General features: G+C 56.8%; 16 protein-coding genes. 2 read left to right on the forward strand and 14 right to left on the reverse strand.

Annotated features, from left to right (window positions below; translation table 11 throughout):
• Positions 1 to 131: 131 nt before the first annotated feature.
• The 8 genes from menE to M987_RS21115 form a co-directional block, all read right to left on the reverse strand.
• Positions 132 to 1,493, reverse strand: coding sequence for an o-succinylbenzoate--CoA ligase (menE, locus tag M987_RS21080; protein WP_014071090.1), 1,362 nt, complete (start codon positions 1,491 to 1,493; stop codon positions 132 to 134).
• Positions 1,490 to 2,455 (reverse strand): o-succinylbenzoate synthase, encoded by a 966-nt coding sequence (gene menC / locus M987_RS21085; RefSeq protein WP_014071091.1) that lies wholly within the window; start codon positions 2,453 to 2,455, stop codon positions 1,490 to 1,492. Before menC ends, menE begins: the two co-directional genes overlap by 4 nt.
• Entirely contained in the window at positions 2,455 to 3,312 is an 858-nt protein-coding gene (gene menB / locus M987_RS21090; protein WP_014071092.1) for a 1,4-dihydroxy-2-naphthoyl-CoA synthase, read from the reverse strand. Before menB ends, menC begins: the two co-directional genes overlap by 1 nt.
• Positions 3,309 to 4,085, reverse strand: a complete 777-nt coding sequence (gene menH / locus M987_RS21095; protein ID WP_014071093.1) for a 2-succinyl-6-hydroxy-2,4-cyclohexadiene-1-carboxylate synthase — start codon at positions 4,083 to 4,085, stop codon at positions 3,309 to 3,311. Before menH ends, menB begins: the two co-directional genes overlap by 4 nt.
• Positions 4,082 to 5,752, reverse strand: coding sequence for a 2-succinyl-5-enolpyruvyl-6-hydroxy-3-cyclohexene-1-carboxylic-acid synthase (menD, locus tag M987_RS21100; protein ID WP_014071094.1), 1,671 nt, complete (start codon positions 5,750 to 5,752; stop codon positions 4,082 to 4,084). The genes menH and menD overlap by 4 nt, the downstream gene beginning before the upstream one ends.
• 88 nt (positions 5,753 to 5,840) lie before the next feature.
• The gene (gene menF, locus M987_RS21105) at positions 5,841 to 7,136 is read right to left on the reverse strand and encodes an isochorismate synthase MenF (RefSeq protein WP_014071095.1); all 1,296 of its coding nucleotides are present in this window, start codon (positions 7,134 to 7,136) and stop codon (positions 5,841 to 5,843) included.
• Positions 7,137 to 7,234: 98 nt separating this feature from the next.
• Complete coding sequence (gene elaB, locus M987_RS21110; protein WP_014071096.1) at positions 7,235 to 7,540, reverse strand: stress response protein ElaB; 306 nt, start codon at positions 7,538 to 7,540, stop codon at positions 7,235 to 7,237.
• 53 nt (positions 7,541 to 7,593) lie between these two features.
• Positions 7,594 to 8,055, reverse strand: coding sequence for a GNAT family N-acetyltransferase (locus M987_RS21115; protein WP_014071097.1), 462 nt, complete (start codon positions 8,053 to 8,055; stop codon positions 7,594 to 7,596).
• A 72-nt stretch (positions 8,056 to 8,127) separates the two neighbouring features.
• On the opposite strand from M987_RS21115, the gene rnz reads away from it, so the two are divergent.
• A complete protein-coding gene (rnz, locus tag M987_RS21120) occupies positions 8,128 to 9,045 on the forward strand; it encodes a ribonuclease Z (RefSeq protein ID WP_014071098.1) in 918 nt (305 codons plus the stop codon).
• Positions 9,046 to 9,109: 64 nt separating this feature from the next.
• Positions 9,110 to 10,114: a chemotaxis protein gene (locus M987_RS21125; protein ID WP_014071099.1), complete on the forward strand. Its 1,005-nt coding sequence runs from the start codon at positions 9,110 to 9,112 to the stop codon at positions 10,112 to 10,114.
• Between the two features lie 96 nt (positions 10,115 to 10,210).
• On the opposite strand, the gene nuoN is transcribed toward M987_RS21125, so the two are convergent.
• The 6 genes from nuoN to nuoI all read right to left on the reverse strand — a co-directional run bounded on the left by nuoN (position 10,211) and on the right by nuoI (position 16,525).
• Entirely contained in the window at positions 10,211 to 11,668 is a 1,458-nt protein-coding gene (gene nuoN / locus M987_RS21130; RefSeq protein WP_014071100.1) for an NADH-quinone oxidoreductase subunit NuoN, read from the reverse strand.
• Positions 11,669 to 11,674: 6 nt separating this feature from the next.
• Complete coding sequence (gene nuoM, locus M987_RS21135) at positions 11,675 to 13,204, reverse strand: NADH-quinone oxidoreductase subunit M (RefSeq protein WP_014071101.1); 1,530 nt, start codon at positions 13,202 to 13,204, stop codon at positions 11,675 to 11,677.
• 76 nt (positions 13,205 to 13,280) lie between these two features.
• Positions 13,281 to 15,122 (reverse strand): NADH-quinone oxidoreductase subunit L, encoded by a 1,842-nt coding sequence (gene nuoL, locus M987_RS21140; RefSeq protein WP_014071102.1) that lies wholly within the window; start codon positions 15,120 to 15,122, stop codon positions 13,281 to 13,283.
• The gene (nuoK, locus tag M987_RS21145) at positions 15,119 to 15,421 is read right to left on the reverse strand and encodes an NADH-quinone oxidoreductase subunit NuoK (RefSeq protein ID WP_003861496.1); all 303 of its coding nucleotides are present in this window, start codon (positions 15,419 to 15,421) and stop codon (positions 15,119 to 15,121) included. Before nuoK ends, nuoL begins: the two co-directional genes overlap by 4 nt.
• Positions 15,418 to 15,972: an NADH-quinone oxidoreductase subunit J gene (gene nuoJ / locus M987_RS21150; RefSeq protein WP_014071103.1), complete on the reverse strand. Its 555-nt coding sequence runs from the start codon at positions 15,970 to 15,972 to the stop codon at positions 15,418 to 15,420. The genes nuoK and nuoJ overlap by 4 nt, the downstream gene beginning before the upstream one ends.
• 10 nt (positions 15,973 to 15,982) lie before the next feature.
• On the reverse strand, positions 15,983 to 16,525 hold the full coding sequence (gene nuoI / locus M987_RS21155) for an NADH-quinone oxidoreductase subunit NuoI (RefSeq protein WP_014071104.1): 543 nt from the start codon (positions 16,523 to 16,525) through the stop codon (positions 15,983 to 15,985).
• Between the last annotated feature and the right edge of the window lie 7 nt (positions 16,526 to 16,532).

Genomic DNA, 16,532 nt, shown 5'->3' on the forward strand with positions numbered 1-16,532 from the left:
TCGTGATCCCACACCGTTTAATTAGAGATGTCCCAAAACCGCGAGATTTTAACCTGAGTCTCTCAGGGATCAAGCACTCTACGTGCGCCAGACAAGAAGTTTGTAACTATTTGATACTCCGGCAGGTACGGCTATCCCTTCAGGGTTGCATTAACCCATTGCTGCAACGCACGGCGCGAAACCTTAATGCCGCCATTTTTGAGTTCCGCCGGCAACGCCAGCCAGCGCACAGGCTGCTGGAAACGCGCCAGCTTATCTCTGATCCAGTCAGGGAAAAGCGTGATATCCGTGCCCGGCTCGCATTCCACTACCGCTACAGGGCGCTGGCCAAATTCGGCGTCATCCAGCGGGACAACAAACACCTGGCTTATCTGCGGATGGGTAGCGATAACGCGCTCCAGGGATTCCGGCTGAACCCCTTCGCCACCGCTGAAAAAGAGATTATCCATACGCCCAAGAATGGTCAGGACGCCGTTATGCAACTCTCCACGATCGCGGGTAGCAAACCAGCCCTGATCGTTGGTGAGCGGGATCAGCGCACCGTCTCGCCAGTAGCCTGCGGCCATACTCTGCGCCCTGATCCAGACTTCGCCTTCAACGACCTGCACCTCCCTGCCCGGCAGCGCGACACCGACATCCGGCTCACCGTCCGCCTCTTTGGCACATACCGTTGAGGAAAATTCGGTCAGGCCGTAGCCGCAAAATGTGCGGATCCCCTGCTCACGCGCCTGGTGCGTCAGTTCGACAGGGATTGCCGCCCCGCCGAGTAAGACCGCTTTCAGCGCAATATGATGCGGAACATTGAGCAAGCGCCAGAGCTGTGTGGGCACCAGCGAAGCATGAGTACACCCCTGCAATGCCTGCTCAAGCGGCTGCTTTTCACGCACGGTTAAGCGCGCTCCCGAGAGTAACCAGCGCCACAAGATCCCCTGACCGGAAACATGGAAAAGCGGCAGCGAAAGCAGCCAGTCATCCTCTTCGCCATAGGGCATTAACGACAACACGCCACGCGCACTGGCAAGATGTGCAGCGCAGGTATGCACTGCCGCTTTGGGTAACCCGGTGGAGCCAGACGTCAGCGTCATGGAAGCCAGACGCTCAGGCTGCCACATCACCGCATCGTCACCGGACCGATCCTCCATTCGCAGTGGCGGGAGTCCGTCATAGGTTGCATCCAGCACCAGCGAAAAGCGAAGCGTCATCTGTGGGATCAACACATCCAGCAGTGGGCGCGGCAACTGCGGATTTACGGGCAGGATACGGGCACCGCATTGCAGCAACGCCAGCCATGCCAGTAACGTCTGAGGATGGTTATGGGCGAGCAGCATGACGCCATCGCCCTCTTGCACCCCTTGCTGATGAAACCCGGCAGCAAGACGATCGATGCGCGCGCACAACATCGCCCAGCTGAGGACGCTTTCATCCAGGCGCAGCGCCGGTTTGTCCGCAAACTGCGCACGCCAGTGCCGCCACGGCCAGTCGGTAAAACTCATCGCACCGGCTCCAGCGCCTCAACCCCCAGGCATGGCAGCGTGCTGCCTGGCCACTGGCGGATAAGCTGCGTCTGCATCAGGTTTAACGTATCCAACCCGGGAACGGTGTGAGGCGTTAACCATGCGGCAATGCGCGCCAGTTGCGTCAGGCCAAGGCTGGATTCAATCGACGAGCTGATCACCGCCGTCATTCCCACAGCGTGTGCCGCAGAAACCTGCTCGCGCACTTTTTCCAGGCTACCGGTCAGCGTGGGTTTAATGACCACCGCACTGACGCCCGGCTCCGCCGCAAACACAAAATCCGCCTCGCGCAGACTTTCATCCCAGGCAATCGCGATCCCCGTATCCAGAGCAAAGGCTCGCGAATCGTCACGGGTTTTACACGGCTCTTCCAGAAAGGCGATACGGTCGCGATACGCCGGATTGACGTACTTCGCAAACTGCTGCGCCTTGAGCGGAGTCCAGGCGCGATTGGCATCCAGACGCAGACGCAAATCGGGGATGGCTTCCAGCAGCAGGTTAGCCACCATTCCGTCACGCACCGCTTCGTATAACCCGACTTTTATTTTCGCCACTTTCTCGCCGGGCATGGCCGAGAGCAGCGCAAACAGTTCATCAGGATCGCCGGTACACAGCGGTGCTGCGCGGTAATCTGCTTCGGCAGGCAGACTGCCGTCAAGTTCTGCCAGCGCGCAGCTTATCCCAAACGCCGCAGAAGGCACGTCAGGCAACGCGGGATCAACTCCCGCACGCCATTCGTTCGCCCAGGCCAGCAACGCTGCCTGAGCCTCATCCAGCGATTCAAGGCTAAAGCCCGGCAGCGGCGACACTTCGCCCCACCCGTGCTGGTCGCCCTGCTGTAAGTAAACGAAAAATCCGTCACGAGTTTTTAACCGCCGTTCACGCAGCACCACGCCCGCGTCCATGAGTATCTGCCAGCGGTAAACCTGCGCGCGACGCATTATGGATTCCGTTTGTATTTGCTGAAGTCTGGCTGGCGTTTTTCGTTAAACGCGTTGCGTCCTTCCTGACCTTCTTCGGTCATGTAGAACAGCATGGTGGCGTTACCCGCCAGCTCCTGCAAACCGGCCTGGCCGTCGCAGTCGGCGTTCAGTGCGGCTTTCAGGCAGCGCAGCGCCATTGGGCTGTTTTGCAGCATCTCGCGACACCAGCGTACTGTTTCTTTTTCGAGGTCAGCGATCGGCACAACAGTGTTAACCAGCCCCATATCCAGCGCTTCCTGAGCATTGTACTGACGGCACAGGAACCAGATCTCACGGGCTTTTTTCTGCCCAACGATGCGCGCCATATAGGATGCGCCCCAGCCGCCATCGAAGGAGCCGACTTTCGGGCCAGTCTGGCCGAAGATGGCGTTTTCAGCAGCAATGGTCAGGTCACACATCATGTGCAGCACGTGGCCACCACCGATGGAGTAACCTGCCACCATCGCAACAACCGGTTTAGGGCAGGTGCGGATCTGACGCTGGAAATCGAGCACGTTCAGGTGATGCGTGCCTGCATCATCCTGATATCCGCCGTAGTCGCCACGCACTTTCTGATCGCCACCGGAGCAGAATGCTTTGTCACCTTCGCCGGTCAGAACGATCACCCCGATGTTGTCGTCATAGCGCGCATCGGCCAGCGCCTGAATCATCTCTTTGACGGTCAGCGGACGGAACGCGTTACGCACCTGCGGGCGGTTAATCGTGATTTTGGCAATGCCGTCAGCAGATTTATGGTAACGAATGTCGGTGTAGCCTTCGGAGCAGTCTTGCCATTCAACCGGTGCATAGAGCATTTGTTCATCAGGATAGATCATAGAGAGTCCTTTATTCGAAGACGCAGTATCTGAGCCAGATTCGCGGCAACCGCGGCCGGGTTTTCCCGGTGGGCGTTGTGTCCGGCATTAGGGATCACATGGCAAACGGCATCCAATTCGCGCGCGATGGCGGCAAACTTTTCATCACGTTCACCATATAAATAGTGAAAAGAGAGATTGCGGGCGCGAAGTGCCGCACGCAAATCGGGCTGGACGGCAAGAGAGGTTGCCTCAAGCATATCCGCCAGGTGCGCACCGCTATTCTGGCTGCGCAGCATAATCAGGTCGTGACGTTGCGCATCCGTGAGGGACGCAAAAACAGGCTGTTGGTACCAGTCGGCAAAAACAGACTCGAGCGGCTGCTGGCGGAAACGCGTTGCCCAGCGCCCGTCGGACTGGCGTCGGGCAGTGCGTTCTTCGGCATTTTGCAGCCCCGGGTGCCCACCTTCGACAATCAACCCACACAGCCCCGGCGGTTGCTGAGCCGCATGGAACATCGCAATACGGCCGCCGAGAGAGTACCCCACCAGCCAGTAGTTAAATATGTTGTAACTAAGAAGGGTACTTTTCAGTAACGCGTTAACCGCTTCAAAACCAGAAACGGAAAAATGCGCTGACCCTCCGTGTCCAGGCAGATCAAGATACAACCGGGGAGAGTCGCTCAGCGCTCCCCCAACGACCTGCCACTCGCGGTTATCACCGGAAAAACCGTGCAAAAAGACCAGCCAGGGCGTTCCTGGCTTTCCGGCCTGCTGCACACCCGCAAGGATCACAGGTGGCTTACCTGTGCCAGCAGGCTTTGCAGCTGCTGCGCCCCGGCAGAATCATTCACCACCAGCTCAATCAGCGTGGCACCAGGCTGACGCCATGCGCTGCTCAGCGCGGTTTCCAGCTCTGACCAGTTTTCCGGGCGGTGATATTTCAGGCTGAACATCGCCGCTGCGTGTTCAAACTGCACATTCTGCGGCATCAGATAGAACTGCTCGCGCTCACTGTGCGGCGTGGGCAGTAACGAGAAAATCTGCCCGCCATTGTTGTTCACCACAATCAGCACAAACGGAGCCGAAGCCTGGCGCAACAACGCCAGCGCGTTAAGATCGTAAAGTGCAGAGAGATCGCCCACCACCGCCAGGGTAGATTTGGCGCTGGCGCGCTGCACGCCTGCTGCCGTAGAGATAAGCCCGTCAATCCCGCTCGCGCCACGGTTGCTGTACACCGGGTATCCGGCAGGCAGCTTAGAAAATGCATCTATCAGGCGCACCACCAGGCTATTACCGACAAACAGCTGCCCCTGCTCGGGCAGATACTGACGAATGCGATGGGCAAGCCCGGCTTCGCCGAAGGTTTCGCACTGAGATTTGGTTAACTCCCACGCCTGGCGCGAAAGCTCGGGGATGTCCACCGCCCAGGGTTTACGTTTTTCTGCGGGGTGGAGTTCCAGCCAGGCATCAATACTGCTGACCAGACGACGACCGCGATGGTGCGCCGGGTCGAGCCGCCCTTCCAGCGGGTCCACCAGCCAGTACTCTTCCGGCTCGCAGGTGGCCTGCCACTGCAGGACGCGTTTTCCCGTGAGGCTTGAGCCAATCTGGACGACAATTTGCGCCTGTGCCAGCTCGGTTACCGCTTTCGCATTACCCAGCCAGAGGTCGGCGCAAGGCAACGGCTGCCCGGTTTGTGAAAGGACATCGCCGATCAGCGGCCAGCCGAGGGTTTGCGCCCATTCAGCCACCTGCCGCCCTTGCGCCGCGCTCATGCGCCCGGCAATCACCACACCGCGCTTTTGCCGCCAGAAGAACCAGTCGCGCTGCTTCGCGCTTTCCAGATGAGTCTGTTCGCGTAGCCAGGTTTTTTCGCTGTTCCACCAGTCGCCAAGCGTCTGTTGCCAGTCAAGCCCTGTGTCATCCAGCTCGCCATACAGCGGCTCGGCAAACGGACAGTTGATATGCAATGCCCCGCCGCGCAGCGAGCCCATCGCGTGATCGAGCGTCGATACCAGCCAGCTTGCCGGTATGTCCTGCGTAGGACGCGGCAACGAAATGCTCTGCGAAGGATGGGACGCAAAAATGCCCGGCTGACGAATGGCCTGATTTGCGCCGCAGTCGATAAGCTCTGGCGGGCGGTCTGCGGTCAGCAGGATTAATTTTTCACCGGTTAAACCGGCTTCAATAATGGCTGGATAGAGGTTAGCCACCGCCGTACCGGATGTGACAATCACCGCCACGGGTTCTTTGCTGACTTTTGCCAGCCCCAGCGCCAGGTGACCTAACCCACGCTCATCAAAATGGGTGTGATGAATAAACGTCCGGTTTTCAGCCGCCGCCAAGGTCAGCGGCGTAGAGCGGGAACCGGGTGCAATACACACGTGCCTGACGCCATGGCGGGTCAGGGCTTCAAGGATCACCGTCGCCCAGCGTCGGTTAAAAGAACTTACTGACATGAGATTGTCCGGTATCAATATTGCGACACAGTATAAATAATAGAAAAAGATGGAATTTTGATATGAATCGGGAATGCGTGACTCAGTATTAATCCCTAAGGAGCAGAGTGCGCAACCCTGCGGCTTTATTTTCTATCTCCAGCCACTCTTGCTCCGGGTCAGAGCCGCTAACAATTCCGGCCCCGGCGTACAGCCTTAGCGCGTCGTTGTGCAGCCGTGCGGAGCGGAGCGCCACACAAAACTCACTTTGTCCGGGAGATAAATACCCGGCAGATCCGGCATACCACTCTCTGTCGAACGGTTCGTTATTTTCGATAAACTCACTCGCCGCCTGACGCGGTAACCCCGCCACGGCGGCGGTCGGTTGCAGGACGTGCAGACATTGCTCATCATCGGTATGTTTTAGCGCAGTCCAGATGCATCGACGCAAATGCTGCACCTTACGCAGGCGTACAATCTGTGCGGGCAGAACCTCCAGCGTCCGGGTGTGATGTTGCAGACGCTGGCAGATATCTTCTACCACCAGCATATTTTCGCGCTGGTTTTTGTCGTCATTCATCAGCCAGTCGCCAAGCCGCTTCGCCTGTTTATCTTCAGCATGGCTGGCAACCGTCCCGGCCAGCGCCTCGGTGCGTAACAGCATGCCACGGCGTCGCCACAAACGTTCAGGCGTGGAGCCCAGAAACGCGTTGCTGGCGTCAAACACCATGCAGAAATGATAGCAATGTAAATTCAGCGCCCGGCTGGCGGCCATTAGTGCGATGGCATTAACGCGCTGGTTAAACTGCACGTCTGTCGCCCGGGCGAGCACCACCTTGTCAAAACCGCCGTGCGCAATGGTCTGCGTTGCCAGGCGGACAAGGCGCAGCCATTCGGGTTTGTCGGGCTGATGCGTCTCTCTGAGAGCCTGAAGCGCCAGAGCGGGGATCGGCCGGGTTTCACCCAGTTGCTGTAAAAAGTCCAGCGCCTGATGCGCATCATCCTGAAGGGAAGTGGCACTCCACAGATGCAGGCGTAATGTGGCGATTCCCGCATTGCGTAACCACAGCAGGCGCGGCAAAAACAGGCTGCCCTGCGCCGGGTTAAAGGCATTAAGCCCGCAGATGCGGGTGGTATCCGGCGCGTCACAGGCGTTTAAAAACTGTGCTGCCGAAGCCAGAGATGAAAAATGCACGACTGCGCCAAGCGCGGCCAGCTCTTCATCGCCGTTACGTTGTTGCCAGTAGAATTGGGGATAACACGTCTGGGAGCCAAGCCAGGCCAGAGGATCAAAGGCATCATTTAGCGGGAAAGAGACATCGAAATGACGTAAACCGGGTGTCGCCGGTAGTGCTTGCGCAAGCTGGTCACGCAGACGTTCCAGCGCGATGAAAATCGATTGCACGCGAACCTCTCCCTGTTAAAACCCCACATTATACGGGGTACTGATAATAAATAGCAGTACCCACGTATAGGGAGTGGTTTACCGTCTGCATCAACCTCTTAACGACGCGCCAGCAGCAGCCCTAACACCAGCCCCGCCGCAGCGCCAACGCCGATGCCGTGCCAGGGTTTTTCATGCACATAGTCATCGGTACGATACACCGCGCGTTTGGCGCGGTAGTAGTAGGTATCAGAAGCCTGACTGACGCGGGACTGCACGTCACGCAATGCCTGCTCGGCACGCTCTTTCAGCTCGATATACTTCTGATCTGCGGGGTCGCCCGAAGAACGTAACACCTCTTCCAGCGTTTCGCTCAGTAAAGCCAGGTCGTCGTCGATACGGGTCTCCCAGGAATGAAAAGACATATTTTTCTCCATGTTAGTACACCAGTCCGCTAACTATAGACAACGACACTCCATTACGCCTGTTTCGTTTCTCGCGCCATGCCGATATGCGCAATGCCGTCTTCGTCATACACATCCGTCACCGGAGCGAACCCGAAGTGCGCATAGAATGACTGAAGATGCGCCTGAGCGCCCAGGTATAACGCCTTGTCTGGCCACTGTTTTTCGCAGGCAGCCAGCGTTTGTTCCATTAAGCGATAACCGAGCTTTTCGCCACGCGCGCTGCCGCTGATGATGACGCGGCCAATCACCACCGGCTCAAGTTCGTCTTCGCTTTTCAGAATCCTCGCATACGCGACCAGTTCGTTATCTTTCCAGCCCAGAATGTGACGGTTTTCCCCTACCAGGTCATCGCCATCGATGTCCTGATACGGGCAGGTTTGTTCAACAACGAAGACTTCGCAGCGCAGTTTGAGCAGCGCGTACAGGGAAAAGGTCGTCAGCTCGCTATGGTGTAAATCTTGCCACTGGATCATGTCAGGCTCCTTCTTAGTGTTCATCACGTTATACTAAACCCCTCCCCATTCAGCAAAGGGTCTGACTGTGTTATGGAACTGATTTTTCTGGGTACTTCCGCCGGCGTGCCAACCCGCTCACGAAATGTAACGGCCATGCTGCTGGATTTGCAGCATCCCACCCGTGGCGGGCTATGGTTGTTTGACTGTGGCGAAGGCACGCAGCATCAGCTATTACACACGACTTATCATCCCGGTAAGCTCGATAAAATCTTCATTACCCATCTGCACGGGGATCATCTGTTTGGTCTGCCCGGCCTGCTGTGCAGCCGCTCAATGGCCGGGAATGCCAATCCCCTGACCATTTATGGCCCTGCGGGTATTGCAGAATTTGTTGAAACCACGCTGCGTCTGAGCGGCTCGTGGACCGACTATCCGCTGGAGGTCATTGAGATTACCGATGGGCTGGTCTTCGATGATGGCGCTTACCGGGTCATTGCCCGGCCGCTAAACCACCCGGTTGAGTGTTATGGCTATCGCATTGAAGAGCATGATAAACCGGGCACGCTTAACGCCGCGGCACTGATTGCCGATGGCGTGCGCCCGGGGCCATTATTCCAGCGGCTGAAACAGGGCAACACCGTTGAGCTTGAAGACGGGCGGGCGATAAACGGGCAGGATTATCTTTCGGCACCATTGCCTGGCAAGACGCTGGCGATTTTTGGCGATACCGCGCCATGTCCTGGTGCACATGAGCTTGCTCAGGGTGTTGATGTGATGGTGCATGAAGCCACGCTCGAAACGGCGATGGAAGAGAAAGCCAACAGCCGCGGCCATAGCTCTACCCGTCAGGCAGCCCGGCTTGCGCTGGAAGCGGGTGTAAGGAAATTAATCGTGACGCACGTCAGCTCTCGTTACGACGCCCACGGCTGTGAAAATCTGCTGGCGGAGTGCCGCGAGGTGTTTGCAAACTGCGAGCTGGCGGAAGATTTCACTCAGGTCAGCGTTTAGTCCTTCATTTTTCCCTCAGGATGCCGATAACGATTAAAAGGTCAGCATTTCACTTGAGGGTAGAATGGATAATTTCCAGAAAGATATTGATGACAGGGCGAATCTGACCCTGTCGAACCGTTTTGAGCTGTTGCTGTTCCGTCTTGGCACCTCTCTGAATGAAAACAAATCCGAGCTGTTTGGCATTAACGTTTTTAAGCTGCGCGAAATTGTGCCGATGCCGGAATTCACCAAACCCGCGGGAATGAAATCACCGCTGATGGGGATGGTGAACATTCGCGACCAGGTGATCCCGGTGATCGACCTGGCTGCCGTCGCGGGTTGCAAACCTACAACCGGGTTGAACATTCTGCTGATTACGGAATATGCCCGCAGCGTGCAGGCCTTTGCGGTGGAATCGGTCGAGAACATTATGCGTCTGGACTGGAAGCAAGTGCACGCGGCGGAAACCGCCGTCAGCGGGCGTTACATCACCAGCATTGCCTGTCTTGATGAGAAGACCGATACCAACGATCTGGCGATGGTGCTGGACGTTGAGCAAATCCTGTATGACATCACCCCGGCGAACCACGATCTGCACGCCACCAATCTGCAAACCACGAAATTCAACATCAAGCCTGGCGCAGTGGCTATCGTGGCGGAAGATTCTAAAGTTGCGCGATCCATGCTGGAGAAAGGCTTGCAGGCAATGGAGATCCCGGCCCAGCTGCATATCACCGGCAAAGACGCATGGGAAAAAATTGGCGTTCTCGCTGCCCAGGCGCAGGCTGAAGGTGTGCCGATCACCGATAAAATCGCCCTGGTGCTGACCGACCTCGAAATGCCAGAGATGGACGGTTTTACGCTGACGCGCAAAATTAAAACTGACCCGGTTCTGAAAGATATTCCGGTGGTGATCCACTCGTCCCTTTCAGGGAATGCCAACGAAGACCATATCCGCAAGGTGAAGGCCGACGGGTATGTGGCGAAGTTTGAGCTTAACGAGCTGTCGTCGGTTATCGAAGAAGTGCTGGAGCGTTCGGTGAAGAAGATTGACGGGCCGTTGATCAGCAGGAAGCAGCTGGCTTAAGTTCGTGCGGGCTGGTGCCCTCACCCCATCCCTCTCCCACCGGGAGAGGGCGCAAACATTAAAAAAGGCAACTTTCGTTGCCTTTTTGCTTTCACCTTACATCAGCGGCATCGCGTGCTGCACGATGGTGATCAGCGGCTGCGGGTAGATACCGAAGATCAGTACCAGCAGCGCGGAGATCAGCACCACAATACCCCCGGCGCTGTACTGCCAGTTGGTTGGTGCATCGCGGTTGAGCTGCTGAGGTGCACTCAGGTACAGGCTCACAGCCACGCGCAGGTAGTAGTACAGACCAATCGCGGAGCCAATCACCACACCGGCGGTCAGCCACCACAGGCCGGCCTGCACACCGACTGCCAGTACGTAGAACTTACCGATAAAGCCCAGCGTCATCGGAATACCGGCCAGAGACAGCATCATCACGGTCATGACCGCAGACAGAATCGGACGGTGCCAGAACAGACCACGGTAAGAGAACAGGGAATCTGCATCCGGGCCACGGTACGGGCTGGACATCAGGCTCACCACGCCGAACGCGCCGAGGCTGCTGAACAGATAACCTGCCAGATACACGCCTACGGTTTCCATCGACATCTCACCGCTTTGCAGCGCAATCAGTGCCACCAGCAGGTAACCCAGATGGGAGATAGACGAGTAGCCCAGCAGACGTTTGATATTGGTCTGGCTCAGCGCCATCAGGTTACCGAAGATGATGGAAACGAACGCGATAATGCCAAGCACCACGCGAACCGCTTCACTATCACCCACTGGTGCGTACAGGAACAGACGCATCACCACACCGAAGATAGCGATTTTGCTCGCCGTCGCCAGGAAGGTCGATACCGGAGCCGGAGCACCCTGGTATACGTCTGGCGTCCACAGGTGGAACGGAACCAGAGACAGTTTAAAGCCGAGGCCAACAATCATCATACCCAGGCCGGCCAGCAGCAGCGGTTCGTGCAGCATCCCGTCGCCGAGGCTCTTGCCGAGCGCCACGAAGGAGAGGTTACCGGACTGTGCGTACAGCAGCGCAATACCAAACAGCAGGAACGATGATGCCGCCGCTGACAGAATGGTGTACTTGATACTCGCTTCCAGCGAACGCTTCTGACGGAAGGCGTAACCAATCAGGCCGAATAACGGCAGAGAGATAAGCTCAATACCGAGGAACAGCGCAGCCAGGTGGTTCGCATTCGCCAGCAGAATGCCGCCCAGTGCGGCAATCAGTACCAGCAGATAAAACTCTTCTTTGTTGTCGTTGTAGCCTTCAAGCCATGGGTACGCAAAGGTACAGGTTGCCAGACTCGCCAGCAGAACCAGCCCTGTGTACAGCATGGCATAGCCGTCAACACGCATCAGCGGGGTGACATCCATCGCGCCCGCCTGGCCAACAAACCAGAGGGAAACCAACGCAGCGTTCAGACCCAGAACGGACAGGGTCGCATTCAGGAAGTGATTGCGTCGCCACGCAATGGAGAGCATCACAACCACCACCGTCAATCCGACGATCAGCAGCGGTAGCAGCGCGATCAGTTGTTGTGGAGTTATTGTCATGGCGAATTACGGCCTTGTAGTAGAAGCAGAATTAACAAACCACTGCTGGATGTTACCCATCGCGGAATGCGAGGTATCCAGAATCGGCTGTGGATAGAAGCCCAACAGCACCAGCAGTACGACCAGCAGCAGGATGATGAACAGCTCACGCAGCGACATCCCAGGCAGTTCTTGTGCAGCAATCTCACTCTTCGCTTTACCGAAGTAAGCGCGGTGAAGCATCGCCAGTGAGTACACAGAAGCGAACACCAGACCGAAGGTAGAGACAACGGTAATCACTGGAACCACTTTGAAGCTGCCGAACAGAATCATAAATTCGCCGACGAAGTTACCGGTACCTGGCATCCCCAGGGTGGCAACCGCGAAGAACATGGACAGCGCTGGCAGCCATTTAATTTTGCTCCACAGACCGCCCATCATACGCATATCGCGCGTGTGCAGACGTTCGTACAGCTGGCCACACAGGATGAAGAGGCCGGCTGCGGACAGACCGTGCGCAATCATCTGGATAACCGCGCCCTGGTACGCCAGCTGGCTGCCGGTGTAGATAGCAATCAGCACGAAGCCCATGTGGGAAACGGAGGTGTAAGCAATCAGACGCTTGATGTCGTACTGCGTAAACGCCATCCAGGCACCGTAGAAGATACCAATCACACCCAGCCACATGGCAATCGGTGCGAACTCAGCGGAGGCGTTCGGGAACAGCGGCAATGCGAAACGCAGCAGACCGTAGGCTGCGGTTTTCAGCAAGATGCCCGCCAGGTCAACGGAACCCGCCGTTGGTGCCTGGGAGTGTGCATCTGGCAGCCAGCCGTGCAGCGGAACAACCGGCATTTTCACCGCGAAAGCGATGAAGAAGCCCAGCATCAGCAGATATTCAACGCCGTGAGACATTGGCGTCTTCAGCAGATCCTGATAGTTGAAGGTCCAGATACCGGTCGCGTTGTGGTGAACAAACACCAGCGCCAGGATAGCAATCAGCATCACCAGACCACTCGCCTGGGTATAGATGAAGAACTTGGTTGCCGCCGTGATACGCGTTTTACCGTCGGATGCCTTGTGGCCCCACAGCGCGATCAGGAAGTACATCGGCACCAGCATCATCTCCCAGAAGAAGAAGAACAGGAACATGTCGATGGCAAGGAACACGCCGATGACGCCGCCCAGGATCCACATCAGGTTCAGGTGGAAGAAGCCCTGGTATTTTTCGATTTCTCGCCAGGAGCAAAGTACCGCCAGAACGCCGAGCAAACCGGTCAGCACTACCATCAGCAGCGACAGACCATCAATGGCCAGGTGGATAGTAATGCCAAAACGTGGGATCCACGGCAGAACAAATTCAGACTGCCACTGCGGAATACCCGCAGACTGCGTCAGAGAATAGCCACCCTGCAACCACAGTTGCAGACCAAGTGCGAGCGTCAATCCCATGGTGATCAGCGCGATCCAGCGCGGCATCTTCACGCCAAAGCGTTCAGTCTGCCAGCACAGGAAGCCGCCGATGAAGGGAATTAATATTAGCCAGGGTAGTAACATGGCGATTTACATTCCTTTTTAAGGCCCCCAGCAGGGGCCTGATTTTCAACGAATTCGAATAAAATTCACTTAACGATCAACGCAACACCATCAGCAGCGCCAGTACGACAACCGCACCGATGCTCATGGACGCCACATACCAGCGCAGGTAACCGTTCTCGCTGAACAGCAGGCCTTTACCTGCAAAGCGGGACAGGATCGCCGGGATATTCATCATGCTGTTCAGTGGATCGCGTTTCACCAGCCACGCAACGCCCAGGAACGGCTTGACGAAAATCATGTCGTACAGCCAGTCGAAGCCCCACGCGTTGTACCACCAGGTGCCCAGCAGACGGCCTGGCGCACTGTTGGCAACAGACGTTACCAGCGTACGTTTACCCAGCCACAGCCATGCAGCAATCAGGATACCCGCGATAGCGACCACACCAGAGGTGATTTCAAGCGTCAGAACGCGACCGTGCTCAAGCTCGGTGGTGTCCGGCAGTACGCCCTGCAACGGTGGCACAATCATTGCGCCAACGAAGGTGGACAGTACCAGCAGCACAATCAGCGGCAGGTGATGGGTAATCCCCTTCCCTGCGTGAGCGTGAATTTGTTCTTTACCGTGGAATACGATGAAAATCATACGGAAGGTATACAGAGAGGTCATGAACGCACCGACCAGACCTGCAACCATCAGATTGATATGACCATTCGCCATGGCACCCGCAAGGATTTCATCCTTACTGAAGAAGCCCGCGGTAATCAGCGGCAGTGCCGCCAGCGCCGCGCCGCCCACCAGGAAGCAAACATATACCAGCGGGATGGACTTACGCAGTCCGCCCATTTTGAAGATGTTCTGCTCGTGGTGGCAGGCCAGGATCACGGAACCGGATGAGAGGAACAGCAGCGCTTTAAAGAAGGCGTGCGTCATCAGGTGGAAAATCGCCGCGTCCCATGCCTGAACGCCCAGCGCCAGGAACATGTAACCAATCTGGCTCATGGTGGAGTACGCGAGAACGCGTTTGATGTCGGTCTGAACCAGCGCTGCAAAGCCTGCCAGCACCAGAGTGACCGCACCCACAATACCCACCAGATGCAGAATTTCCGGGGTCATCAGGAACAGACCGTGGGTACGCGCAATCAGGTAAACACCCGCGGTAACCATGGTCGCTGCGTGGATCAGCGCGGAGACAGGGGTTGGACCCGCCATCGCGTCCGCCAGCCATGTCTGCAACGGCAGCTGCGCGGATTTACCCACAGCACCACCCAGCAGCATCAGCGTTGCCCACATCAGCATGTTGTTGCCTGCTTCGAAGTGAGCTGGCGCCAGTTCCACCATTTCGCGGAAGTTCAGCGTGCCCAGTTCGTTGTAGAGAATGAACAGCGCGAAAGCGAGGAACACGTCACCCACACGGGTCACGACGAACGCTTTCATGGCGGCTGCGCCATTCTTCGGATCGGTGTAGTAGAAACCGATCAGCAGGTAAGAACACAGACCCACGCCTTCCCAGCCCAGATACATCAGCAACAGGTTATCGGCCAGCACCAGAACGACCATGCTCGCGATAAACAGGTTGGTGTAGGCGAAGAAGCGGGAGTAACCCTCTTCACCGCGCATATACCAGGAGGCGAACATGTGGATCAGGAAGCCCACTCCGGTCACCACGGAGAGCATGGTCAGAGACAGACCATCCAGCACCAGGTTGAAACCGATGTTGAAATCACCGACCGACATCCAGGTCCACAGCGGCACGCTGAAAGGCTGGCGTCCGTTGTTGAAGAAATCGATACCCGCGTACGCTGTTACCAGCGCCGCCAGACCGATAGAGCCAATGCCAACGGTTGCAGACAGATTCTCAGACCAGCGGCCACGAGAAAACGCCAGCAGCACGAAGCCAATCAGCGGAAAAATAATGGTTAAGGCAAGCATGTTCATCCACGCAACTCACTTACTGAATCGATGTTCAGGTTCTGGCGGCGACGATGGAGCTGCAACAACAGCGCCAGGCCAATACTCGCTTCGGCAGCCGCGAGGCTGATGGCGAGAATGTACATCACCTGACCATCGGTCTGGCCCCAGTAGCTACCGGCAACCACAAAGGCCAGCGCGGAAGCGTTAATCATGATTTCCAGGCCGATCAGCATAAACAGCAGATTGCGGCGGATAACCAGGCCGGTCAGACCCAGAACGAATAAAATCGCAGCGAGGATCAGTCCATGTGTTAAGGGGATCATGCGCGTTCCTCCGTTTTTCTTTTCGCGCGGTCGTCAGTGCGGTTGCTCAGCACCTCGCCGGCACGCTCTTCGCGGCCAACGTGGAAGGCAACAACCAGACCTGCCAGCAGCAGCATGGAGGCCAGTTCAACCGCCAGAACGTACGGGCCAAACAGGGAAATACCCACGGCTTTCGCGCTGATTGGCGTGCCGTCGATACCCTGGTCGTTCACGCCCATAATGGCGTAAACGATCACCGCCAGCATGATGGCCGACAGAATTGCCGGGCCAATCCACACCTGCGGTTTTAACCACTGACGTTCCTGCTCAATTTCAGAGCCGCCCAGGTTCAGCATCATCACCACGAAGACGAACAGCACCATGATGGCCCCGGCGTAGACGATGATTTCCAGCGCACCGGCAAAGTGCGCGCCCAGCGCAAAGAACACCCCGGAAATAGCCAGCAGCGAAATGATTAAATAGAGCAGCGCATGCACCGGGTTGGTGTGCGTAATCACTCGCAGCGTAGCCAGGATGGCGATAAGGCCACAGATATAAAAAGCGAATTCCATTGCCCTCTCCTTACGGTAACAGGCTCTTGACGTCGATAGGCTTGGCTTCGTTCTCTGCTTCGCCCTTATCTTTGCCGTCGATTGCCATACCCGCCATCCGGTAGAAGTTATATTCCGGGTATTTGCCCGGACCGGAAATCAGCAGATCCTCTTTCTCGTACACCAGATCCTGACGCTTGTACTCACCCAGCTCGAAGTCTGGAGTCAGCTGAATCGCCGTGGTTGGGCACGCTTCTTCACACAGACCGCAGAAGATGCAGCGTGAGAAGTTGATGCGGAAGAACTCAGGATACCAGCGGCCATCTACCGTCTCTGCTTTTTGCAGAGAGATACAGCCTACCGGACACGCTACCGCACACAGGTTACAGGCAACGCAGCGCTCGGAACCGTCTGGATCGCGCGTCAGCACGATACGGCCACGGTAGCGCGGCGGCAGATATACCGGCTCTTCCGGGTACATCTGGGTTTCGCGTTTGGCAAACGCGTGCAGGCCGATCATCCAGATACTGCGTAGCTGGGTGCCGGTGCCTACCAATAATTCTTTTAAGGTCATGGTCTAA

Origin of the sequence: Enterobacter soli ATCC BAA-2102 (assembly GCF_001654845.1) — a bacterium.
GTDB classification, from domain to species: Bacteria; Pseudomonadota; Gammaproteobacteria; order Enterobacterales; family Enterobacteriaceae; genus Enterobacter; species Enterobacter soli.